At 59.3% G+C, this 21,433-nt stretch carries 19 protein-coding genes; 11 read left to right on the plus strand and 8 right to left on the minus strand.

Going from position 1 to position 21,433, the window contains the following annotated elements:
- Positions 1 to 118: 118 nt before the first annotated feature.
- The 3 genes from KW837_RS15015 to KW837_RS15025 all read right to left on the minus strand — a co-directional run bounded on the left by KW837_RS15015 (position 119) and on the right by KW837_RS15025 (position 4,285).
- On the minus strand, positions 119 to 2,467 hold the full coding sequence (locus tag KW837_RS15015; RefSeq protein WP_218396894.1) for an FdhF/YdeP family oxidoreductase: 2,349 nt from the start codon (positions 2,465 to 2,467) through the stop codon (positions 119 to 121).
- Positions 2,464 to 3,303, minus strand: coding sequence for a formate dehydrogenase accessory sulfurtransferase FdhD (gene fdhD, locus KW837_RS15020; RefSeq protein WP_192346579.1), 840 nt, complete (start codon positions 3,301 to 3,303; stop codon positions 2,464 to 2,466). The genes KW837_RS15015 and fdhD overlap by 4 nt, the downstream gene beginning before the upstream one ends.
- Positions 3,304 to 3,397: 94 nt before the next feature.
- Positions 3,398 to 4,285, minus strand: a complete 888-nt coding sequence (locus KW837_RS15025) for a LysR family transcriptional regulator (RefSeq protein WP_218396896.1) — start codon at positions 4,283 to 4,285, stop codon at positions 3,398 to 3,400.
- A 137-nt stretch (positions 4,286 to 4,422) separates the two neighbouring features.
- On the opposite strand from KW837_RS15025, the gene lysM reads away from it, so the two are divergent.
- Positions 4,423 to 4,863, plus strand: coding sequence for a peptidoglycan-binding protein LysM (gene lysM / locus KW837_RS15030; RefSeq protein ID WP_218396898.1), 441 nt, complete (start codon positions 4,423 to 4,425; stop codon positions 4,861 to 4,863).
- A gap of 126 nt (positions 4,864 to 4,989) precedes the next feature.
- Here the strand turns inward: lysM and yrfG are convergent, their stop codons facing one another.
- Positions 4,990 to 5,652, minus strand: coding sequence for a GMP/IMP nucleotidase (gene yrfG, locus KW837_RS15035; RefSeq protein WP_218396900.1), 663 nt, complete (start codon positions 5,650 to 5,652; stop codon positions 4,990 to 4,992).
- Between the two features lie 87 nt (positions 5,653 to 5,739).
- On the opposite strand from yrfG, the gene nudE reads away from it, so the two are divergent.
- Complete coding sequence (nudE, locus tag KW837_RS15040; RefSeq protein WP_123498360.1) at positions 5,740 to 6,306, plus strand: ADP compounds hydrolase NudE; 567 nt, start codon at positions 5,740 to 5,742, stop codon at positions 6,304 to 6,306.
- Positions 6,303 to 7,136, plus strand: coding sequence for a 3'(2'),5'-bisphosphate nucleotidase CysQ (gene cysQ, locus KW837_RS15045; RefSeq protein ID WP_218396901.1), 834 nt, complete (start codon positions 6,303 to 6,305; stop codon positions 7,134 to 7,136). Before nudE ends, cysQ begins: the two co-directional genes overlap by 4 nt.
- A 124-nt stretch (positions 7,137 to 7,260) precedes the next feature.
- Here the strand turns inward: cysQ and KW837_RS15050 are convergent, their stop codons facing one another.
- From KW837_RS15050 to rfbC, 4 genes are all read right to left on the minus strand, one after another.
- Complete coding sequence (locus tag KW837_RS15050; protein ID WP_192346587.1) at positions 7,261 to 7,719, minus strand: thioesterase domain-containing protein; 459 nt, start codon at positions 7,717 to 7,719, stop codon at positions 7,261 to 7,263.
- A 40-nt stretch (positions 7,720 to 7,759) separates the two neighbouring features.
- Positions 7,760 to 9,154, minus strand: coding sequence for a sigma-54 dependent transcriptional regulator (locus KW837_RS15055; protein WP_123498366.1), 1,395 nt, complete (start codon positions 9,152 to 9,154; stop codon positions 7,760 to 7,762).
- Complete coding sequence (locus KW837_RS15060; protein WP_218396903.1) at positions 9,151 to 10,959, minus strand: ATP-binding protein; 1,809 nt, start codon at positions 10,957 to 10,959, stop codon at positions 9,151 to 9,153. Before KW837_RS15060 ends, KW837_RS15055 begins: the two co-directional genes overlap by 4 nt.
- Before the next feature lie 105 nt (positions 10,960 to 11,064).
- Positions 11,065 to 11,610, minus strand: coding sequence for a dTDP-4-dehydrorhamnose 3,5-epimerase (gene rfbC, locus KW837_RS15065; RefSeq protein WP_007895246.1), 546 nt, complete (start codon positions 11,608 to 11,610; stop codon positions 11,065 to 11,067).
- 179 nt (positions 11,611 to 11,789) lie between these two features.
- On the opposite strand from rfbC, the gene KW837_RS15070 reads away from it, so the two are divergent.
- The 8 genes from KW837_RS15070 (at position 11,790) to KW837_RS15105 (ending at position 21,418) form a co-directional block, all read left to right on the plus strand.
- A complete protein-coding gene (locus tag KW837_RS15070; protein WP_218396905.1) occupies positions 11,790 to 14,702 on the plus strand; it encodes an aminotransferase in 2,913 nt (970 codons plus the stop codon).
- A gap of 328 nt (positions 14,703 to 15,030) precedes the next feature.
- The gene (aguB, locus tag KW837_RS15075; RefSeq protein ID WP_008068730.1) at positions 15,031 to 15,909 is read left to right on the plus strand and encodes an N-carbamoylputrescine amidase; all 879 of its coding nucleotides are present in this window, start codon (positions 15,031 to 15,033) and stop codon (positions 15,907 to 15,909) included.
- A 3-nt stretch (positions 15,910 to 15,912) separates the two neighbouring features.
- Positions 15,913 to 17,019, plus strand: coding sequence for an agmatine deiminase (gene aguA / locus KW837_RS15080; RefSeq protein ID WP_218396907.1), 1,107 nt, complete (start codon positions 15,913 to 15,915; stop codon positions 17,017 to 17,019).
- Between the two features lie 245 nt (positions 17,020 to 17,264).
- Positions 17,265 to 17,477 (plus strand): hypothetical protein, encoded by a 213-nt coding sequence (locus KW837_RS15085; protein ID WP_192346598.1) that lies wholly within the window; start codon positions 17,265 to 17,267, stop codon positions 17,475 to 17,477.
- Between the two features lie 356 nt (positions 17,478 to 17,833).
- A complete protein-coding gene (locus KW837_RS15090; protein ID WP_218396909.1) occupies positions 17,834 to 18,505 on the plus strand; it encodes a DsbA family protein in 672 nt (223 codons plus the stop codon).
- A 17-nt stretch (positions 18,506 to 18,522) separates the two neighbouring features.
- Positions 18,523 to 18,918, plus strand: a complete 396-nt coding sequence (locus tag KW837_RS15095) for a nuclear transport factor 2 family protein (RefSeq protein WP_218396911.1) — start codon at positions 18,523 to 18,525, stop codon at positions 18,916 to 18,918.
- A 235-nt stretch (positions 18,919 to 19,153) separates the two neighbouring features.
- Positions 19,154 to 20,440, plus strand: coding sequence for an OprD family porin (locus tag KW837_RS15100; protein ID WP_218396913.1), 1,287 nt, complete (start codon positions 19,154 to 19,156; stop codon positions 20,438 to 20,440).
- Positions 20,441 to 20,671: 231 nt separating this feature from the next.
- Positions 20,672 to 21,418, plus strand: coding sequence for a 2OG-Fe dioxygenase family protein (locus KW837_RS15105; protein ID WP_192346604.1), 747 nt, complete (start codon positions 20,672 to 20,674; stop codon positions 21,416 to 21,418).
- Positions 21,419 to 21,433 lie beyond the last annotated feature (15 nt).

Here is a 21,433-nt window from a genome sequence, read left to right on the forward strand (position 1 = left end):
CACTCGTGTCTGATCTGGATTGATTCAAACGCAATGCTAGCAAACATCTTCCTGACGGATGTATTGGCAGGTCTGTGGAAGCGAGCCTGCTCGCGATGGCGTCAGCTCAGACGCCGCGTTAAGCCGACTTGGCCAAAATCAACCCAGTCTCACTCGCCGCTTCCAAGCGAATCGCCACAAACTTCGATGTCGGCGTATGGCTGCCATCTCCAGTGCTTTCCAGCGGCACCAGCGGGTTCACTTCCGGATAGTAAGCGGCCGCTTGCCCGGCAGGAATGTCAAACGCCAGCAGCGTGAAACCCTTCACCCGACGCTCACGGCCATCATCCCAAATCGAAACAATGTCAGCCTTCTGCCCGGGTTTGAACCCGAGGCGAATGATGTCGGCTTCATTGACGAACAGCACATCGCGCTGACCTTTCACCCCGCGATAACGGTCATCAAGACCATAAATCGTGGTGTTGTACTGATCGTGGGAGCGCATCGACTGCATGATCAGGTCCGGCAGCACGCCGGTGGCGCGGGTGCGCTCATGCACCAGATGTTTGGGCAGCCTGTTCGCACGGAAGTTGGCCCGACCCGATGGGGTATTCCAGCGACGTGCACTGGCGCTGTTACCCAGGTAGAAACCACCCGGGTTCTGGATTTTTTCGTTGAAGTCCCGGAAGCCCGGGATGGTGTCGGCGATCAGGTCGCGGATGCGGCTGTAATCGGCCACCAGCCAGTTCCAGTCCACCGGTTTGCTGCCCAGGGTTGCGGCGGCGATGCCGGCGATGATTGCAGGCTCCGAGCGCATCTGGTTCGACAGTGGCTGCAGCTGACCGTTGGAGGCGTGGACCATGCTGAACGAGTCTTCCACGGTCACCGCTTGGGCGCCTTCGGTCTGGATATCGATGTCGGTACGGCCCAGGCACGGCAGGATCAGCGCGTCTTTACCGTGGGCCAAATGGCTACGGTTGAGCTTGGTGCTGATCTGCACGGTCAGGTCGCAGTTGGCCAGAGCCTGGAAGGTACGCGTGCTGTCCGGGGTGGCTTGGGCGAAATTGCCGCCCAGGCCGATGAAGACTTTCGAGCGACCGTCGGCCATGGCGTGAATCGCCTCGACCACGTTGTGGCCGTTTTCACGGGGAACCTTGAACTGGAAGCGCCGCTCCAGAGCGTCGAGGAACGCCACCGGCGGACGTTCGTTGATGCCCATTGTCCGGTCGCCCTGCACATTGCTGTGGCCGCGCACCGGGCACAGACCGGCACCCGGCCGGCCGATGTTGCCGCACAACAGCATCAGGTTGGCGATTTCCTGGATGGTCGCCACCGAATGACGATGCTGGGTGATGCCCATCGCCCAGCACATGATCACGTTCTTGCCCTTGGCGTACATGCGCGCCGCTTGCTCGATTTCCACCAGGGGCAGGCCGGACTGCTCGACGATCTGCTCCCACGGGGTGTCGTCGACGATGCCGAGGTATTCCAGAACGTTGACGCTGTGTTCATTGAGGAAGTCGTGGTCGAACACCGCAGGTTCACCAGCCTTCTGCGCATCGCGCTCCCATTGCAGCAGGAACTTGGCCATGCCGCGCATGATCGCCATGTCGCCGCCCAGTGCCGGGCGGAAGTACGCGGTGTTGGTCGGCTTGTCGCCGTTGGTGAGCATTTCCAGTGGGTGCTGTGGATGCTGGAAACGTTCCAGACCGCGTTCTTTCAGCGGGTTGATGCACACCACCTGAGCGCCGCGTTTCACCGCTTCGCGCAGGGGTTCGAGCATCCGCGGGTGGTTGGTGCCGGGGTTCTGGCCCCAGACGAAAATCGCATCGGCGTGTTCGAAATCATCGAAGGTCACGGTGCCTTTGCCGACGCCAACGCTCTGCGCCAACGCAACACCACTGGCTTCGTGACACATGTTTGAGCAATCGGGGAAATTGTTGGTGCCATAGGCGCGCACGAACAATTGATAGAGGAACGCCGCTTCGTTGCTGGCGCGGCCCGAGGTGTAGAACTCGGCCTGATTCGGGCTCGACAGGCCGCGCAGATGTTTGGCGATCAGGGTGAAGGCATCATCCCAGCTGATGGGTTGGTAGCGATCGGTTTCGGCGTTGTAGCTCATCGGCTCGGTCAGGCGGCCCTGATATTCAAGCCAGTAGTCGCTCTGTTCCAGCAGCGAGGTGACGCTATGTTTGGCAAAGAATGCAGCGTCGACACGGCGTTTGGTCGCTTCCCAGTTCACCGCTTTAGCGCCGTTCTCGCAGAACATCACCATGCCCTTTTCCGGAGAATCGCCCCAGGCGCAACCGGGGCAGTCGAAGCCGCCGTTCTGGTTGGTCTTGAGCATTATGCGCAGGTTTTTCAGCGCGTTATCGCTGGTCAACCAGGCCTGGGCGACGCTGATCAGCGCACCCCAGCCACCGGCTGGGCCTTTGTAGGGCTTGTAGCGGGGGACGGGTTTCTGGTCGGCTTGACGATGTTGACTCACGCTTGATTCTCCGTCGCGGGGCTGTAGACCCGCGGCGCACTTTTCTGCGGCAGGTGGATGAGGTTGAGGTTGTGTCGACGGGCCCATTGCACGGCAAGGCCCGTGGGCGACGATAAACTGACCAGGGTCTGAATGCCGGCGCGTAAAACTTTCTGGATCAATTCGAGGCTGCAACGGCTGGTGACAATCGCCAGGCCGCCAGTGATCGGGATCTTCTGGCGGATCAACCCACCGATCAGCTTGTCGAGGGCGTTGTGTCGACCGATGTCTTCACGGCCCAGCAACAATTCGCCGTTGCCGTTCATGAACACCGCCGCATGTACCGCGCCGCAATGTTGGCCCAGCGGCTGGAATTCGCCGATGCGCTGGCGCAGGCCGTCCAGCCATTCGGTCGGGGGCAGTGGGGCGCCGGGCAAGACTTTGAGATCGGGCAGTGCTTGCTCAACCGCTTCCACGCCACAGAGCCCGCAACCACTGGTGCCGGCCAGTTGCCGACGCTGCTGCTTGAGGTTCCAGAAGGCGCGATTGGCGATGGTCACTTGCGCGTATTGCGCCGAGCCCGTGCCGCTGAGTTGCAAGTCGTAGATATCGCAGGCGTCTTCGATGATTCCGCTGCCGAGGCTGAAGCCGACGATGAAGTCTTCAAGATCCGTTGGTGTGACCAACATGACGGCCTGGCTGATGCCGTTATAGGCAATCGCCAACGCGACTTCCTCGGCCAGCGCGGTGCTGGCCGATTCGGTGTATTCAAGGTTGCAGTAACTGTATGTCTGACTGGCGACGGTCGCGGGCGTTTCAACAGCAGGCGCCGCGCGGGCAGGGCGCTTGGCGTTCATCAGGTATCACCGATGGGTTGGTCAGTTTTAAGCCTAGGCGGGTCAGCGGGTCGTGTCTAATTGCTATTACTGATCTGCTGATAGATGACGTCGATCAAGAGACGGCCACTGATTGCTGATAGATCGCGAAACAGGCTTCTGCAAGCGCCGAACGCGGAGCGCTACGACGCATGATCAGCCCCAGCCGGGCGAGGGTCTGGGCACTTTCTATAGGCTGCAGGCGCAAGTGATCGGTGAGGTTTTCCAGTCCACCTTCCAATGGCATCACGGCGCAGCACAGACCGCCGTGTACCGCTTGTAACAATTGGTGGACCGCATCGGTTTGCAGCAACGGTTGGGGGGCCAAGCCACGGCTGTGGAAGTTATGGTCGATGGACTGGCGAAAATGCATGCCGCTGGTGAGCATGCCCAACGGCAGTTCAATCAACGATTTCCAACTCAAGGGCGCGTCGCCGAAACTGAAGAAACGCTGATCGTAGAGCAAGCCCATGTGGGTTTCGCTGAAAGCCAGGGAGTCGAAACGCTCACCGTCCAGACGCTCCAGATAGGACACACCGAGGTCGAGACGGTTGTTCGCCAGCTGCTCGAGGATCTGCTCGGAACTCAGGGCCGAGAGTTCGAAGCGCAGGTTCGGGTGCTCGGCGTGCAGGCGCTGCATCAGCGGTACCGGATCGAAACTCGACAGCGGCACCACGCCCAGACGCAACGTACCCACGAGGTTGCCGCGACAGGCTGCCGCTTCGGCCTGCAATCCGTCGTAGGCCGCCAGCACCGTACGCGCCCACGCCAGCACGCGCTCGCCCGGCGCGGTGAAACCTTCGAAGCGCTGGCCGCGGTTGACCAGTGGCAGTTCGAGTTCTTCTTCGAGGCTGCGCAGGCGCATGGACAGGGTCGGTTGGGTGATGTGGCAACGCGCGGCGGCCTGGCCAAAATGCCGGGTTTCGTCGAGGGCGATGAGGAATTTGAGCTGCTTGATGTCCATCTTCGCTCCAGGGCGCGGGCAAGGTTTGCGATTCTACCGCCTGCGCGGGGTTGGGTCATTGGTCGGCTGGGAACCGGGCTTTGCAAGGCTGGTCTAGTCTTTGGCGTCTGGAACCTAAACCCCAAGGAGAGTGCACCATGAGTATTTTTAGCTTTGTGAAAGAAGCAGGCGAAAAACTTATTGATCTGCTGACACCTGGCAATGCGAATGCCAGCGAGCAGTTGAAGGAACACATCAGCAAGGTCGGCCTGGGTAATCCGAATGTTCAGGCGACAATCGAGGGCGACAAAGTCATCGTCACTGGTGAAGTGGCGAGTCAGGAAGAGAAGGAAAAAATTCTGTTGGCCTTGGGTAATATTGCCGGGGTCGGTAGCGTGGATGACCAGATCACGGTGACCGGGCCGGTGGCGAAGGCCGCTCGCTTCGTTACGGTGAAAAAGGGCGACACCCTCAGCGCGATTTCCAAGGCCGAATACGGCGACGCGAACAAGTACAACAAGATTTTCGAGGCCAACAAGCCAATGCTTTCGCACCCGGACAAGATCTATCCGGGGCAGGTGTTGCGGATTCCTGAGTAAGGTTCGAGACTGTGTGATGGCTTTCGCGGGCAAGCCTCGCTCCTACAGGTTCCTGTCGTGCGCATACTCCGCGAACGACAGGGGCCTGTAGGAGCGAGGCTTGCCCGCGAAGCAGACGACTCGGTATCAGAGCCCGGCAATCAACTCCCGATAATCCCCCACCGCCGCAAACTCGGCCGTGTCCTTCGGCCCTTTTCGGCTGTCCGGCTCGCTCACGGCCAGCAGATGCGCCACGCCAAAATTGCGCGCACTGCGCAGAATCGGCAACGTATCGTCGATAAACAGACTGCGCGCCGGATCGAAGCCGATGTCGGCTTGCAAGGCATCCCAGAACTGCGGGTTTTCCTTGGGGAAACCGTAATCGTGAGAGCTGATCAAGCGCTCGAAATACGGCGCCAGTTCAATTCGTTCCAGCTTCAATGACAGCGAGTCGCGGTGGGCGTTGGTGATCAGGACCACGCGTTTGCCGGCCCGTTTGATCGCCGCCAGAAAAGTGTCCGCATCCGCACGCAGGGCGATCAAGTGCGCGGTTTCCAGTTTCAGTTCGCGCACCGACAGCTTCAGCTCGGCGCTCCAGAAATCCAGGCAGTACCACTGCAATTGTCCGGCATTGCGTTCGAACAGCGGCTGCAATTCCAGCTCCGCCATGGCCCGGCTCACCCCGTGCAGCTCGGCATAACGCTGGGGCAGGTGCTCCATCCAGAAATGGTTGTCGTAGTGAAGGTCCAGCAGCGTGCCGTCCATATCCAGCAAAACGGTATCGATGTCATGCCAGGGCAGCAGGGACATAAAACTTCTCCAGCGGTAAAAAGATATCTGAGATAAACAATCAGGATAGGCCGGGTATAGTAACCCGCTTACGCCAAGGAGCCTCTCATGCGCCAGAAACCCACCGTACTCGCCCGCGACATTGTCGCCACCAGCCGTTTGTTCTGTGTCGAAGAGCTGAAGTTGCGCTTTTCCAATGGCGTGGAGCGTACTTACGAGCGTCTGGTCAGCAAAGGCACCGGCCATGGCGCAGTGATGATTGTGGCGATGCTCGACGCGGAGCACGCGGTGTTGGTGGAGGAATACTGCGGCGGCACCGATGCATACGAATTGTCCCTGCCCAAAGGTTTGATCGAGCCGGGCGAAGACGTGTTGGCGGCGGCCGAGCGCGAACTCATGGAAGAGGCCGGGTATGGCGCGCGACAGCTTGAGCATTTGACCGAGTTGTCATTGTCACCGGGCTACATGAGCCAGAGGATCCAGGTGGTGCTGGCCACTGAGCTGTACGAAGAACGCCTGGAGGGTGACGAGCCCGAGCCGATGGGGGTGGAAAAGATCAACCTGCGTGAATTGTCGTCTTTGGCGCAGAATCCACGATTCACCGAGGGCCGTGCCTTGGCGGCGCTGTATCTGGCCCGTGACTTACTGACTCAGCGTGGGGTGTTTTTGCCGTGAACTTGAATTTTCCCCATCCGTTGATGGCGCCAGTCGTTGAACTGGCTTTGAAGGCTGGCGAGGCGATCCTGCCATTCTGGCGCGTCAACGTTGCTGTCACTGCAAAGTCCGATGATTCCCCGGTCACCGCCGCCGACATGGCCGCTCATCACGTGATTCTGGCCGGGCTGACAGCGCTGGATCCGAGCATTCCGGTGCTGTCCGAAGAGGACGCCAATATCCCCCAGAGCGTGCGCGCCGGGTGGCAGCGCTGGTGGCTGGTCGACCCGTTGGACGGGACCAAGGAGTTCATCTCCGGTAGCGAAGAGTTCACCGTCAACATTGCGCTGATCGAGCAGGGGCGGGTGGTGTTTGGTGTGGTGTCGATGCCGACCAACGGGCGCTTTTATGTCGGCGGTGCAGGGTTGGGTGCCTGGCGTGGTGATAAAGGCGCCGAGCCGTTGCCGATTCAGGTTCGCGAGGTTCCGGCTGCGGGTGAGCTTTTCACGGTGGTCGCCAGTCGTCGGCATTCGAGCCCTGAGCAGGAACGGTTACTCGCGGGATTGAGCGATAGCCTGGGTGAGTTGCAACTGGCGAACATCGGCAGCTCGCTGAAATTTTGCCTGCTGGCGGAAGGCGCGGCGGATTGTTATCCGCGGTTGGCGCCAACTTCGCAGTGGGACACGGCGGCTGCGCAAGGTGTGCTGGAAGGCGCAGGTGGAGAGGTGCTGGATTTGAACGGTGAGCCGTTCTGCTATCCGGCGCGGGAGTCGTTGCTGAATGAGTTTTTCCTGGCGCTGCCGGCTAAAGCGGCTTGGCGGGAGAAATTGTTGGCTTTGGCTCGGGGTTGAAGATCAAAGATCAAAGATCAAAAGATCGCAGCCTCGTTTCACTCGACAGCTCCTACACAGCTCCTACGGGGGACACGTTTTTCTGTAGGAGCTGTCGAGTGAAACGAGGCTGCGATCTTTTGCTTTACCGGTGAAGGACGTACTGCCCGGTAAACCGCACCGCATCCTCTTCACTCCCGGTATTCACGATCCGCGAATGCAGCGTCAACCGTGCCCGCCCATACCGCTCATACATTGCCAGAAACTTCTTCCAGACTGCCGCACTCGGTGCCTGGCAAATCGCCGTCGCGTCCATGGTGACCGGCAGCGGGTAGCTGATCTGCCCTTCCTGAATCACGATGTGACCGTCTTCGATGATGCCTTCTTCACGCAAACGCAAATGCAGCCAGCCCCAGCCGGCCAGCACTGCGCCGCAATACAGACTGCCACCGAACATGGTGCTCTTGTGATTGACGTTGGCCGCAAGCGGCAGGTGCAGGCGCAGTTGTTGGTCGTGCCAGTCGAGCACTTTGAGGCCCATGTCCCGCGTGAGGGGGATGTCAGAATGGAGGATCGATTCCAGGTGACGACTGTCGCGGTTCATTCACGGGCCTTTTGTGTGAAGGGGATGATTTTACGGTAGCTCAATCAAGGTCGTCAGTGTGGCTGCCGGCGCCGGCATCGGCGAAGTTCAGACCATGCTTGCGCAGTTTGTCGTGCAAGGTTTTGCGCGGAATGCCGAGCGCTTCGGCGAGACTGCGCACGGAGCTGTGTGAGCGCGCCAGTTCGGCGGCAATCAGGCTCTTCTCAAAGTTCTCCACTTGCTCGCTCAGGCCGCCGCTGACCACTTCAATCGTGCTGCCGACGCCGCCATCCGGCGCACTGTTGTCCAGCGCCAGTTCCAGACCCAAGGCAAAGCGTTCGGCGGCGTTCTGCAGTTCTCGCACGTTGCCTGGCCAGGTATGGCGCAGCAGTAGCGCCCGGTGTCCCGGCTGCAATTCGTGGGGTGGCAAACCGTGGCGGGCACTGGCTTCATCAGCGAAATGCTGGAACAGCATCAGCGCATCTTCACCCCGCTCACGCAGCGGCGGAATGCGCAGCGGCGCGACGTTCAGGCGGTAATACAAGTCGGCACGGAAGCGGCCCTGATCAGCGGATTGACGCAGGTCCTCCTTGGTCGCGGCAATGATGCGGATGTCGAGCGGGATCAGCTGGTTGCCGCCCAAACGCTCGACGACCCGCTCTTGCAGCAAGCGCAGCAATTTCACCTGCACATCCAGGCTCATGCTTTCGATTTCATCGAGGAACAACGTGCCGCCATTGGCAAATTCGAACTTGCCGATGCGACGCTTCTGCGCGCCGGTAAACGCACCGGGCTCGTGACCGAACAGCTCGCTTTCCACCACCGACTCGGCCAGAGCCCCGGCGTTGATCGCCACGAATGGACCGTTACGCCGACTCGACAGGTCGTGCAGCGCGCGCGCCACCACTTCCTTGCCCGCACCGGTTTCGCCGAGGATCAGCACGTCGGCCTTGGTCGCCGCCAGTGCACCGATCTGCTCACGCAGGCGCAGCATCGGCGCTGATTGCCCGACGAGCCGAGCGCTCAGTTCGTTGCGATCGCTCAGGGCCAGACGCAGGCTGCGGTTGTCCAGCACCAGCCGGCGCAGGTCCAGGGCACGACGTACGCTGTCGAGCAGCGCGTCGCTGGCGAAAGGTTTTTCCAGAAAATCATAGGCTCCGGCACGCATGGCTTGAACGGCCAGCGGCACATCGCCGTGGCCGGTGATCAGCAGCACGGGTAGCTCCGGGTCCTGGGCGTGGAGTTCGGTCAGCAGTTCGAGGCCGTCCATGCCTGGCATGCGGATGTCACTGACCACCACGCCCGGCCAGTCACGCTCCAGCTGCCCGGCCAGGCCTTTGGCTTCAGCCAGCGGCAGGATTTTCAGGCCGGCCAGGTCCAGGGTCTGGCTCAGGGCCTGGCGCAGGTGGGGATCGTCGTCGATCAACACGACCTGGATGCGGTTGTCGATGGTCATGCACTTCGGTCCTCGGACGGTTGCAGGCTCACGCCCGGTGCGCCTGCGCGCAACTTCAGGGTAATCAGGGCGCCACCTTCCTTGTGGTTGGAGAACGACAATTCACCACCGAAGGCGCGCATCAGGGTGTCGCAGATCGCCAGCCCCAAGCCAAGCCCCTGAGTGCGGGTCTTGGTGGTGTAGAAGGGCTCGCCGGCACGCCCCAGCGCTTCCAGGCAGAACCCGGGGCCATTGTCGCGAATGTACAGATTGACGCCGTCGGCGGTGGACTCGGCACTCAACCAGAGTTTACGCGGCGGGCCTTTTTCCGTCAGGGCGTCGAGGGCATTGGCCAGCAGGTTGCCGAGTACCTGGCGCAGACGGGTTTCCCCGGCCTCGACCCATAGGGTGGCAGCCGGCAGGTCACGGATCAGCTCGACTTCCATGCTGCGCCGACGCTTGGCCAGTAACGCCAGCGCGTCGTCCAGTGCCGGTTGCAGGGCAACACTTTCCGGGGCGTGGCGATCACGCCGGGCGAAGGCGCGCAGGTGGGCGATGATCGAGGCCATGCGCCCGGTCAATTCGCTGATCAGCTTGAGGTTGCCGCGAGCATCCTCGGTGCGCTGATGATCGAGCAGCACTTCGGCGTTTTCCGCGTAGCTGCGGATTGCCGCCAGCGGTTGGTTGAGCTCATGGCTGATGCTCGCCGACATCGTCCCCAGCGCCGAGAGCTTGCCGGCCTGCACCAGGTCATCCTGCGCGCGCACCAGTTCCTGCTGAGCGTGTTCGCGCTCCAGCACTTCCTGCTTGAGTCGACGGTTGAGGCCTTCGAGGTCGCTGGTCCGTTCGGCGACCCGGCCCTCCAGTTCGTGGCGGGCCTTGCCTTCGAAGGCGATCCGCTCCAGGTAATGGCGCCGGCGTTGCATCATCAGGCCGAGCAGCAGCATCAATACCAGCAGCGTTGCGCCGCCGATGGCCACGACGGTGCGTACCGGACGATCGATCAGGGTGCGCGGCGCAAGGATACTGACGCTCCAGCCGGTTTCTTCGATCTGCCGGGTTTGGGTCAGCCAGGCGTTGGCGTCTAGATTCAACGGCTTGGGATCGCGGGTCGGGTAGGGTTGAATCGCGGTAATGGCCTCGCGTTCTGCGTCGCTCAATGGACGGGTCGAGCGGAAACGCCACTCGGGCCGTGACGTGAGGATGACCACGCCATTGTGGTCGGTGACCAACAGTTGTTCCGGGGTTTTACCCCAGAGGCTTTCGGTGTGGTCGAGGTCGACCTTGATCACCAGTACGCCGATGATTTTTTCGCGATCACGTATCGCCGCCGCGAAGAAGTAACCGCGCTTGGCCGAGGTGGTGCCCAGGCCGAAGAAGCGCCCCAGACGCCCGGCCATGGCTTCGCTGAAATAAGGACGGAAAGCGAAATTGCGGCCAACGAAGCTGTCGTGTTTGTCCCAATTGGAGGCCGCCAGCGTCTTGCCGGTGGTGTCCATCAGGTACATGACTTCGGCGCCGGTCTGGGCACTGATGTTTTTCAGCAGGCGATTGGCATTACCCTGAATCACGCCCTCGTCGGGTGCAGCCAATGTCGCGCGCAGGGCGGGCAACTCGCCGAGAATCTGCGGTAACACTTCATACCGATGCAGAGTGCCCAACAGGTTGGCGACGTAGAGGTCGAGGGTTTGACGGTTCTGCCCGGCCAGTTCGCTGCGGTAGTAACGCTCGGCCAGATGCTCCAGCGGCCACAGCAAGGGCGCCAGGCACAACGCGAGTAGCGCCAGGCTGCGCCAGCGGGGTCTGCGGGGGAGAGTTGGTGTCATGAGCATCAAGCGCCTATGGGTATAGACGCATTATGCCTAGGCTTGCGGGCGCAGTCTGCGCACCAGGATCAAGTGCGCACTGGCGGTGAAGATTCACACAGGCATTCAGGAAAAGACTTCAGCGTCCTTGAAGAACGCGGCGGACTGATCCTTGGCTGACAGTTTTGGTGCTTCGTCCAGCTGCCAGTCGATGCCCAGGTCCGGATCGTCCCAGCGAATGCTGCGCTCGGCCGACGGAGTGTAGTAGTCGGTGGTCTTGTAGAGGAACTCGGCGAAATCACTCAACACCACGAAACCATGGGCAAAACCTTCCGGCACCCAGAGTTGGCGATGATTGTCGGCGGACAGGCGTACCGCCACCCATTTGCCGAAATGCGGCGAGCTGCGGCGAATATCCACCGCCACGTCCAGCACTTCACCGGCGGTGACACGGACCAGTTTGCCCTGAGTGTTCTCCAACTGGTAATGCAAACCGCGCAGTACACCTTTTTGCGAGCGGGAATGGTTGTCCTGAACGAATTGGGTGTTCAGGCCAGTCGCTTCTTCGAAAGCCTTGGCGTTGAAGCTCTCATAGAAGAAACCGCGCTCGTCACCAAATACCTTGGGTTCGATGATCAGAACACCGGGCAGGTCGGTGGTGACTACATTCATGGTGTTTCTCCAGCATTAGGCGTTAATGGCCGACATTCTTACGCAAAGTGGCGGCGGGTGCGAGTGGGGCGATGAAGAGAGTTGCGCGGGCATTTGATTTGCGCCAACCAGGAAGGGGGTTGCGTATCGCCCCAAGCAGTGGCGATATAAGCGCCTAATAAAATTTCAGGGGTCGTTGTATGCCGCTCGCCACGTTGATTCACCGCGCCAGTCTGCCCAGCCCGCAGGTGTCTGCGGCGCAAGCGATAGAGCTGCTGAAAGAGCATTACGGGCTGAGCGGGCGGTTGCAGGCTCTTGGGAGCCAGCAGGATCTCAATTTGCGCGTCGACAGCGAGCAGGGGCGTTTTGTCCTGAAAATCTGTCGTGGCGATTACTCGGCGCTGGAGCTGCAAGCCCAACACGCAGGGCTCAAGCATCTGGCTGAACATTCCGGCGTGCCGGTGCCTGGAGTGATTGCTGCCAAAAATGGCGCAGACTTGCTCTCACTTGAGGTCGGCGGCCAAGCGGTGCACGTGCGCCTGCTTGATTACATCGACGGCCAGCCCCTGACGCACCTCAATCATCTAAGCCATTCAGTGGTCGCCGGTTTTGGTCGGCTCTGCGGCGAAATGGACCTGGCGCTGGCCGGTTTCAATCACCCAGGCCTTGAGCGCACCCTGCAATGGGACGCTCGCCACGCCAATGCGTTAATCGCGCATCTGCTGCCGGTGATCAAGGATGAGCAACAACAAAGGTTGATTGCTGAAGCTGCCGAACAGGCCGAGCGCCATTTGCAGCCCTTGGTGGACAAGCTGCCGGTGCAGGCGATTCACATGGACATCACCGACGACAACGTAGTCTGGCAGCGGGATTCGCAGCACCAATGGCAGTTGCAGGGCGTCATCGATTTCGGCGACCTGGTCCGTACCTGGCGGATCACCGATCTGTCGGTGACCTGCGCCGCGCTGCTGCACCATGCCGATGGCGATCCGTTCTGCATTTTGCCGGCGGTTCGGGCTTATCACGCGGTCAATCCGTTGCAGCATGAAGAGTTGCTGGCACTCTGGCCGCTGATCGTCGCCCGCTCGGCAGTGCTGGTGCTGAGTGGCGAGCAGCAGGTCAGCATTGATCCGGGCAATGAGTACAGTCGCGACAACCTGACCCATGAGTGGGAAATTTTCCGTGTTGCCACGTCGGTGCCGTTGGAGTTGATGGAGGCGGCGATTCTTACCGCCGTCGGTCAAAGCCTGCCGAGCATCGGCAGTGAAAGCTTCGCGCCATTGTTGCCGAGTCTGGTGGGGCGTGAATTTGCGTTGATCGATCTGGGCGTGCTCAGTCCGCATTTCGAGGCGGGTAACTGGGAGCAAGAGGGGATCGACCAACGTCTGCTGACTGAGGCCGCCGCGGCTCACGGTCTGGCGGCCAGTCGATATGGCCAGTATCGTCTGTCCCGCACTCGGCCGGACAGCGCCAGTGAACCGGATACTTTCCCGTTACATGTTGCATTGCGAGTACCCGACGGCACGGCGGTCGAAGCGCCGTTCGCCGGGGTTATCCATATCGAAGGGGAGAATTTTCTGCAACTGGACGGCCCGGAGCTCAGCGTCCGATTGTGGGGTGTGACCCCATCGGTGCGCAGTAGCGCGGCGCTGGTCAAAGGCCAGGTGCTGGGCTCAGTCAACGGGCCGTTGATCGTGCAGTTGTGCCGAAGCGCTCAGCTAGATGCGCCGTTGTTTTGCACACCTTCGCGCGCGGCAGCCTGGCAGGCGTTGTGTCCTTCACCTGCCGTGTTGCTGGGCCTGGCCTGTGATGCAGAAGAAGAACTCGACCCGCAGACATTGCTGGCCCGCCGTGACGCGAGTTTCGCTCGCTCCCAGAAGCACTATTACGTCGACCCGCCGCGCATCGAGCGCGGCTGGCGCAATCACCTGATCGACATGCAGGGTCGTTCTTACCTCGACATGCTCAACAACGTCGCGGTCCTGGGTCATGGCCATCCGCGCATGGCTGCCGTCGCCAGCCGGCAGTGGTCGTTGCTCAACACCAATTCGCGTTTTCACTACGCGGCGATTGCCGAGTTTTCCGAGCGTTTGCTCAAGCTGGCACCGGACAACATGGATCGCGTATTTCTGGTCAACAGCGGCACCGAGGCCAATGACCTGGCGATCCGCCTGGCCTGGGCCTACAGCGGCGGTCGCGACATGCTCAGCGTGCTGGAGGCGTATCACGGTTGGTCAGTCGCGGCGGACGCGGTTTCGACCTCGATTGCCGACAACCCCAAGGCCTTGAGCAGCCGTCCGGACTGGGTGCATCCAGTGACCGCGCCGAACACCTATCGCGGTGAATTTCGTGGCATCGACAGCGCACCGGACTACTTGCGCAGCGTCGAACATAACCTGGCAAAAATTGCCGAACAGAAACGCCAACTGGCCGGTTTCATCTGCGAGCCGGTGTACGGCAATGCCGGCGGTATCTCGCTGCCACCGGGCTATTTGAAGCAGGTCTATGCGCTGGTCCGCGCTCAGGGCGGAGTGTGCATCGCCGATGAAGTGCAAGTCGGTTACGGCCGCATGGGCAAATTCTTTTGGGGTTTCGAAGAGCAGGGCGTGGTGCCGGACATCATCACCATGGCCAAAGGCATGGGTAACGGCCAACCGTTGGGCGCAGTCATTACCCGACGGGAAATTGCCGAAGCGCTGGAGGCCGAGGGTTACTTCTTCTCGTCGGCCGGTGGCAGCCCGGTCAGTTGCCAAATCGGCATGGCGGTGCTGGATGTGATGGAAGAAGAAAAACTCTGGGAGAACGCGCAGGTTGTGGGCGGGTATTTCAAAGAACGTCTTGAAGCGTTGATTGACCAGCATCCGTTGGTGGGCGCGGTGCATGGTTCCGGCTTCTATCTGGGCGTGGAGTTGATCCGCAATCGAGAAACCCTGGAGCCCGCGACCGAAGAAACCACAGCGTTGTGCGATCGCCTTCGTGAGCTGGGGATCTTCATGCAGCCGACGGGCGATTACCTGAACATTCTCAAGATCAAGCCGCCGATGGTTACGTCGCGTCAGAGCGTGGATTTCTTTGTCGACATGCTGTCGAAGGTGTTGGACGAGGGGTTGTAAGACTTGAGATCGCTTTCGCGGGCAAGTCGGATCGCCGCACCGCTCGCTCCTACGGATTTATGTCGTTCGCGGAATATGCGCACGACACGGACCTGTAGGAGCGAGGCTTGCCCGCGAAGGCGTCATAAAGACATACATTAATATCGATTGTTATCGGGTTTAAGTGAGAATTTTCCGACGAAAAGAATATTTATCGCTTTAAAAGCCGATTTTTATCGGCTATAAAGTCGCCACTGCCCACGGTGTGGATGAACCACGCCCGGTGCTGCCTCTTTCTGTCATCGGTCGATGCCACCCTCGACCTTCACACTTGCCCAGGAGATGATTCATGAGCCGTATCGTTACCGTCGCCGCTACCCAGATGGCCTGTTCCTGGGACCTTGAAGCCAACATCGAGACCGCTGAAAAGCTGGTCCGTGAGGCTGCGGCGAAAGGCGCGCAAATCATCCTGATCCAGGAGCTGTTCGAGGCACCGTACTTCTGCCAGAAACCGAACCCTGACTACCTGCAGCTGGCCACGACGGTCGAAGACAACGTCGCCATCAAGCATTTCCAGAAGGTCGCCAAAGAATTGCAGGTTGTTCTGCCAATCAGCTTCTACGAGCTGGCCGGCCGCGCACGCTTCAATAGCATCGCGATCATCGATGCCGACGGCAGCAACCTCGGGATTTATCGTAAAAGCCATATCCCGGATGGTCCTGGCTACCACGAAAAGTACTACTTCAACCCGGGCGATACCGGCTTCAAAGTCTGGAATACCCGCTACGCGAAAATCGGCGTGGGCATCTGCTGGGATCAGTGGTTCCCTGAGTGCGCCCGCAGCATGGCGCTGCAAGGCGCAGAAATCCTGTTCTACCCGACCGCCATCGGCAGCGAGCCACACGACAAGACCATTTCGTCCCGCGACCATTGGCAGCGCGTGCAGCAAGGCCATGCCGGCGCCAACCTGATGCCGTTGATTGCCAGCAACCGCATCGGCAACGAAGAGCAGGACGGCTACGACATTACCTTCTACGGCTCGTCGTTCATCGCCAACCAGTTTGGCGAGAAAGTCCAGGAGCTGAATGAAACAGAAGAAGGCATTCTGGTTCACAGTTTCGACCTCGATGAGCTGGAGCACATCCGCAGCGCATGGGGCTCGTTCCGTGACCGTCGCCCGAACCTGTACGGCGCGATCAAAACCCTCGACGGTTCCCTGGAGTCCTGAACCATGACCACTTTGAACAGTACCCCTCGCACCGACGGCTTTTACATGCCCGCCGAATGGGCACCACAGACCCAGACCTGGATGGTCTGGCCCGAGCGCCCGGACAACTGGCGCCTGGGCGGCAAACCGGCGCAAGCCGCGCACGTGGCGGTGGCCAAGGCCATCGCGCGTTTCGAACCGGTGACTGTGGCGGTTTCCGCCGGCCAGTACGAAAATGCTCGCGCCCGTCTCGACGTGCCGAATATTCGTTTGGTGGAGATGTCCAGCGATGACGCCTGGGTTCGGGATACTGGCCCGACGTTCGTCATCAACAATCGCGGCGAAGTCCGTGGTGTGGATTGGGACTTCAATGCCTGGGGCGGTTTTGACGGTGGTCTTTATTCGCCGTGGAACCGTGACTCGCAGGTGGCGGGCAAGATCCTCGAAATCGAGCGCAGCCCGCGCTATCGCACCGAAGGTTTTGTGCTCGAAGGCGGTTCGATCCATGTCGATGGTGAAGGCACCCTGATTACCACCGAAGAGTGCCTGCTCAACCGCAATCGCAACCCGCACATGGACCGTGCGCGAATCGAAGCGGTGCTCAGCGCTAATCTGGCTGTGGATAAAATCATTTGGCTGCCGGACGGTTTGTTCAACGACGAAACCGACGGCCATGTGGATAACTTCTGCTGCTACGTGCGTCCGGGCGAAGTACTGCTGGCCTGGACCGACGATCCGCAGGACCCGAACTACCCGCGCTGCCAGGCGGCAATGAACGTGCTGCAAAACAGCACCGATGCCAAGGGGCGCCCGTTCACGGTGCACAAGATGCCGATTCCGGGGCCGCTGTATGCCACCGAAGAAGAGTGCGCAGGTGTCGATCCGGTGGATGGCACTCAGGAACGCAATCCGACCGTTCGTCTGGCCGGCTCTTATGTGAACTTCCTGATCGTCAACGGCGGCATTATCGCGCCGAGCTTCGACGACCCATTGGACGGTCCGGCCAAAGAGATTTTGCAGGCTTTGTTCCCGCAGCATGAAGTGGTCATGGTGCCGGGTCGCGAACTGTTACTGGGGGGCGGTAACATCCACTGCCTTACCCAACAACAACCCGCGCCGCACAAGGAGTGAGTGAGGTCGTAACAGCTTGAGTTGATTGAAGAATCGATTGAGCAACGATTTAGCGTCGTTATTTCACAGAAAGCCCGCAGCCCATCAGGACTGCGGGCTTTTTTGTATCCACTTGTCGACACTTCGAAAACATTGGCACAGCTCTTGTATCTTCGATGGCGCAACATGGGGAGGGAGAGAACTTCGATGTTCTGTCATAAACCTTGGATAAGTTAGCCGCTCACAAACCAGGAGAGAGCGCTGAGATGAACGCCGAAATGAACGTCGTGAGCGAGCGGGCAATGCATCCCCTGGCAGTTAACAGCGAATCGCTCCAGGTCTTGGCGCAATGGTTGAAGTCCAATGGAACGCGTCAGATCAGAGAACCTGATCCGCGCCGGATGATGATCGAGCGCTACCCTGCTGGTTTATTCAGCGAGGCGGAACTGGACGCACTGTGGGATGTGATGGAAGGATAAGAAGAAAAACAACGGATTGATAAAAGCGCTGCCGGGAAGGCGGCGCTTTTTTATGGGCGAAGATTTTTATGAACACTAGAGATCAAATGTGGGAGCGGGCTTGCTCGCGAAAGCGATATGTCAGTCAATGAAGATGTTGAACATGATGGCCCCTTCGCGAGCAAGTCCGCTCCCACAAGGTTTTGCATTGTTTAGAAGATATAGGTTCCGGTCATATCGGCCATAACCTGGCGGAAACAGAAAGTATTCGACCGATTCATGAAACAGACTGAAAGCCATTCCAGCGTTTTTCCGAAACTGTCTGGGGATTAACCTGCCGGCATTGAGTTTTCCTACTTTGTTGCCGGAGTCTTCCCATGATCCTTCACTACATTTACGACCCATTGTGCGGCTGGTGTTACGGCGCCAAGCCACTGGTGCAGGCCGCCCAAAGCGTGCTGCCGGTAATCGCCCACGGTGGCGGCATGATGACCGGCGCCAACCGCCAGACCGTTTCGTCACAACTGCGCAATTACGTCATGCCCCATGACCGACGCATCGCCGAGTACACCGGCCAGTCGTTTGGTGAGGCGTATTTTGAAGGTTTGCTGCGCGATGAGACGGCAGTGTTCGATTCCGCGCCGCCGATTGCCGCTGTGCTGGCAGCCGAGCAGATCGCTGGCTGCGGGCTAGCATTGCTGGGGTGTTTGCAGACGGCTCATTACATGGAAGGTCGACGCATCGCTGATAACGCCGTGCTGCTGGAACTCGCCACACAGACCGGCCTTGAACCCGAGGCGTTCCAACAGGCATTTAATGAAGCTGACACCGAGCGCCATATCAAGGACAGCCGCGCACTCCTGGCCAAGGTCGGTGGACAGGGTTTTCCGACTTTTGCGATGGAACAGGATGGCCAATTCACCTTGGTCGACATCGGCCCATGGTTCGGCAAGCCGCAAGCCTTCGCCCAATGGCTGGGTCAGTCGTTTGCGGCGAAAGAGTCTTCATCCGCGTTTCAAACCTGTGGCCTCGACGGCTGCGCCCATTGAATTCACCTGGAGTCACCATGGATAACCTGAGCCTGATTAAAAGCACCTACGAAGGCGCCAACTCCCAGGAGAACGCTCGCAATACCGCCGCGGCACTGGCCGATGACGCTCGCTGGACTGAGGCCGCAGGTTTCCCGTACGCCGGGACCTATGTCGGTTTCGACGCTATCGTCGAAAACGTGTTCAAGCGCCTGGCCACCGAGTGGGAAGATTTTCAGTTCAAGGTCGAGCACTACGTCGCACAGGGCGACAAGGTGTTTGCCTACGGCAATTACAGCGGAATCTACAAAGCCACCGGGCGCCCGATGAATGCTCGGGTCGCTCACTTGTGGACCCTGGCCAACGGCAAAGTCACGCATTTCGAACAATTCGTCGACAGCCACACCGTGCAATTGGCTATCGCTGACAAGTGATTTCTTAGACGATTTTCGCCTATTCACAGACGATTCCTGAAATTGACACCTTATTAAGGGCGCAGATAGGATGCGCCCCACGCCTGTGGCTAACCGCCATGACTCACAAAACAATAAAAGGCCCGCCGCGAATTTTCGTGGGCGGGCCTTTTTGTTTTTGGGTGAAAAAAGAGCGCGATAGCGCCATTTCAGTGGTTCGACACAGCGCGTATCAACCCGTAATAAGGAAAATAACATGTTGAACAAGCGAATCAGCCTGATCGCATTGGGGATGTTGAGCGCCACTCAGGCTATGGCTAACGACCAGGCCGAATCCAAGGGTTTTGTTGAAGACAGCAGCCTCAAAGTGCTGCTGCGCAACGCCTACATCAATCGTGACTACAAGGACGGCCGACAGGACAAAGCCGAGTGGGGCCAAGCGGCGATCGGTACTTTCTCGTCCGGCTTCACCCAAGGCACCGTTGGTGTGGGTGTGGATGCTTTCGGTCTGTACGCACTGCGTCTGGATGGCGGCAAAGGCCGCAGCGGCGCCGGTGGTATCGACTTTTTCAAACAGGGCGACAGCGGCAACGCGGCGGACGACTTGTCGAAGGGTGGCGCGGCAGTCAAGTTCCGTCTCTCCAGCACCACGCTGACCCATGGCGACCAGATGCCAGCCTTGCCGGTGCTGAACTATGACAACTCGCGCCTGCTGCCAGAAAGCTACACCGGTACTTTGATCACCTCCAAGGAGATCAAAGGCCTGGAACTGAACGCCGGTCGCTTCACCGCCGAATCGCGCAAAAGTGCTGAAGGCCGTGACAGCGGTGGCTTGAAGTCGATCAACGTGTTGGGCGGTAGTTACCAGTTCACCGAACAGTTCAAGGCCGCGCTGTACGCGTCCGACGTCGAAGACGTGCTGAAGAAACAGTACGTGAACGCCAACTACGTGTTCCCGATCGACAAGGATCAGTCCCTGACGCTGGACTTCAACGGCTACCGCACCAAGCTGGACGATTCCTACGTCCGTGAAAGCGGTGCTACCGGCGACGACAACAAGATCTGGAGCCTGGCAGCGACCTTCGCCACCGGCCCGCATTCGTTCACTCTCGCTCACCAGCGCAGTACCGGCGACAGCAACCTGGGTTACGCCTACGGTGGCTACCAGAAGGATCAAGGTCGCGTCGGCGACGGTGGCAACACCATCTATCTGGCGAATTCCTACTGGTCTGACTTCAACGCTGAAGACGAACGCAGCTGGCAGTTGGGCTATGGCCTGGACTTCAGCGCATTCGGCGTTCCTGGCCTGAGCTACAACGTTGCCTACGTGCGCGGTGACAACATCACCACCTCCACCAGCGAAGGCGGCACCGAGCGCGAGATCTTCAACCAGTTCAAGTACGTCGTGCAAAGTGGCCCGGCCAAAGACCTGAGCGTGAAGGTGCGCAGCTCGATCCTGCGTGTGTCGCACAAATCCAGCGAGTACAACGTCAGCGGCAACGAATTGCGCGTATTCGTGGATTACCCGATCAACATCTTCTGATGATCGGCTGAGTTGTTCAGACTCGATAAAAACCCTGACTGGTTCAGGGTTTTTTTCGCCTCATGACCGTAGGAAAATACAAAAAATGGCTGTTTTCGATCGCGGAAAGTCGAATTAAAGCAACTTCATACTGCGTTTCAATCAACGCTTGATATGCCTGAAATTCTTTCTCATGGGCCGCAAATCCTGCACCTACTAGATTAAGCCGCTAAATGCAGCGGAGACCTAGTAATGATCGTTTTAAACAGAGAAGTTGGCGAATCGCTACGGCGCGACAAATATGTCAACGTCCAGGGAGCTGACTTTAATCTGTTCGGTCATTTTTCCGACTTCGTCAGATTGACCAAAAGTTGGGAAAGCATGGAGCCGGACAGTTATTACGGCCAGGCCGATGCGGGCATGCGTTTCCGTCGTTACAGCGATTTCGAATACAACCCGGTCACCCGTGACTTGACGCAGCTGGAACACCGCGCCTACGTGCAATCGAAGGCCAACAACAGCTACGTCGGCGGACTGGAGCGGCACTTCCAGGATTTCTCCAACGAAGTCATCAATTCGCCGGTGATGCGCAGCCTCATCGATGCGGATTTCGAGGTGTACAAGAACGTATTGCCGCCGGAGTTGCACGACGAAATCTGGCAATGCCAGATCCATCAGATCCGCATCGAAATCAAGCCAGGCAAGCAACTGGAAATTACCCCTGAAGGTATTCATTGCGACGGTTATCCGTTCAGCGGTGTGCATTTCTGGGGTCGCAATAACGTGGATGGGGCGGAGAGCCGTTTGTATTCGCCCCAAGAGGAACAATTGGCGGCGACGACCTATCTGGAAATCCTCGACACCACCTACTTCCTCGATCGCGACATGCGTCACTACGTGACACCGGCACGCAACACCCACGCTCACGAAATGGCCTATCGGCAGATTCTGGCCATTTCCTTCTCGCGGCCCGGGACCGCTTTCGACATTGTTCGCTGAACAGCTAGACCCCAT

This window comes from Pseudomonas sp. PDM24 (genome assembly GCF_019218905.1).
Lineage (GTDB): Bacteria > Pseudomonadota > Gammaproteobacteria > Pseudomonadales > Pseudomonadaceae > Aquipseudomonas.

What these genes read in the sequence shown, in the direction of transcription:
- KW837_RS15085 (WP_192346598.1), top strand. Translation starts at nt 17,265, where the DNA reads ATGAACGCCGAAATGAACGTCGTGAGCGAGCGGGCAATGCATCCCCTG.
- KW837_RS15095 (WP_218396911.1), top strand. Translation starts at nt 18,523, where the DNA reads ATGGATAACCTGAGCCTGATTAAAAGCACCTACGAAGGCGCCAACTCC.
- KW837_RS15105 (WP_192346604.1), top strand. Translation starts at nt 20,672, where the DNA reads ATGATCGTTTTAAACAGAGAAGTTGGCGAATCGCTACGGCGCGACAAA.
- yrfG (WP_218396900.1), bottom strand. Translation starts at nt 5,652, where the DNA reads ATGTCCCTGCTGCCCTGGCATGACATCGATACCGTTTTGCTGGATATG.
- aguA (WP_218396907.1), top strand. Translation starts at nt 15,913, where the DNA reads ATGACCACTTTGAACAGTACCCCTCGCACCGACGGCTTTTACATGCCC.
- KW837_RS15025 (WP_218396896.1), bottom strand. Translation starts at nt 4,285, where the DNA reads ATGGACATCAAGCAGCTCAAATTCCTCATCGCCCTCGACGAAACCCGG.
- KW837_RS15055 (WP_123498366.1), bottom strand. Translation starts at nt 9,154, where the DNA reads ATGACCATCGACAACCGCATCCAGGTCGTGTTGATCGACGACGATCCC.
- lysM (WP_218396898.1), top strand. Translation starts at nt 4,423, where the DNA reads ATGAGTATTTTTAGCTTTGTGAAAGAAGCAGGCGAAAAACTTATTGAT.
- KW837_RS15070 (WP_218396905.1), top strand. Translation starts at nt 11,790, where the DNA reads ATGCCGCTCGCCACGTTGATTCACCGCGCCAGTCTGCCCAGCCCGCAG.
- aguB (WP_008068730.1), top strand. Translation starts at nt 15,031, where the DNA reads ATGAGCCGTATCGTTACCGTCGCCGCTACCCAGATGGCCTGTTCCTGG.
- rfbC (WP_007895246.1), bottom strand. Translation starts at nt 11,610, where the DNA reads ATGAATGTAGTCACCACCGACCTGCCCGGTGTTCTGATCATCGAACCC.
- KW837_RS15050 (WP_192346587.1), bottom strand. Translation starts at nt 7,719, where the DNA reads ATGAACCGCGACAGTCGTCACCTGGAATCGATCCTCCATTCTGACATC.
- fdhD (WP_192346579.1), bottom strand. Translation starts at nt 3,303, where the DNA reads ATGAACGCCAAGCGCCCTGCCCGCGCGGCGCCTGCTGTTGAAACGCCC.
- KW837_RS15100 (WP_218396913.1), top strand. Translation starts at nt 19,154, where the DNA reads ATGTTGAACAAGCGAATCAGCCTGATCGCATTGGGGATGTTGAGCGCC.
- KW837_RS15090 (WP_218396909.1), top strand. Translation starts at nt 17,834, where the DNA reads ATGATCCTTCACTACATTTACGACCCATTGTGCGGCTGGTGTTACGGC.
- nudE (WP_123498360.1), top strand. Translation starts at nt 5,740, where the DNA reads ATGCGCCAGAAACCCACCGTACTCGCCCGCGACATTGTCGCCACCAGC.
- KW837_RS15060 (WP_218396903.1), bottom strand. Translation starts at nt 10,959, where the DNA reads ATGACACCAACTCTCCCCCGCAGACCCCGCTGGCGCAGCCTGGCGCTA.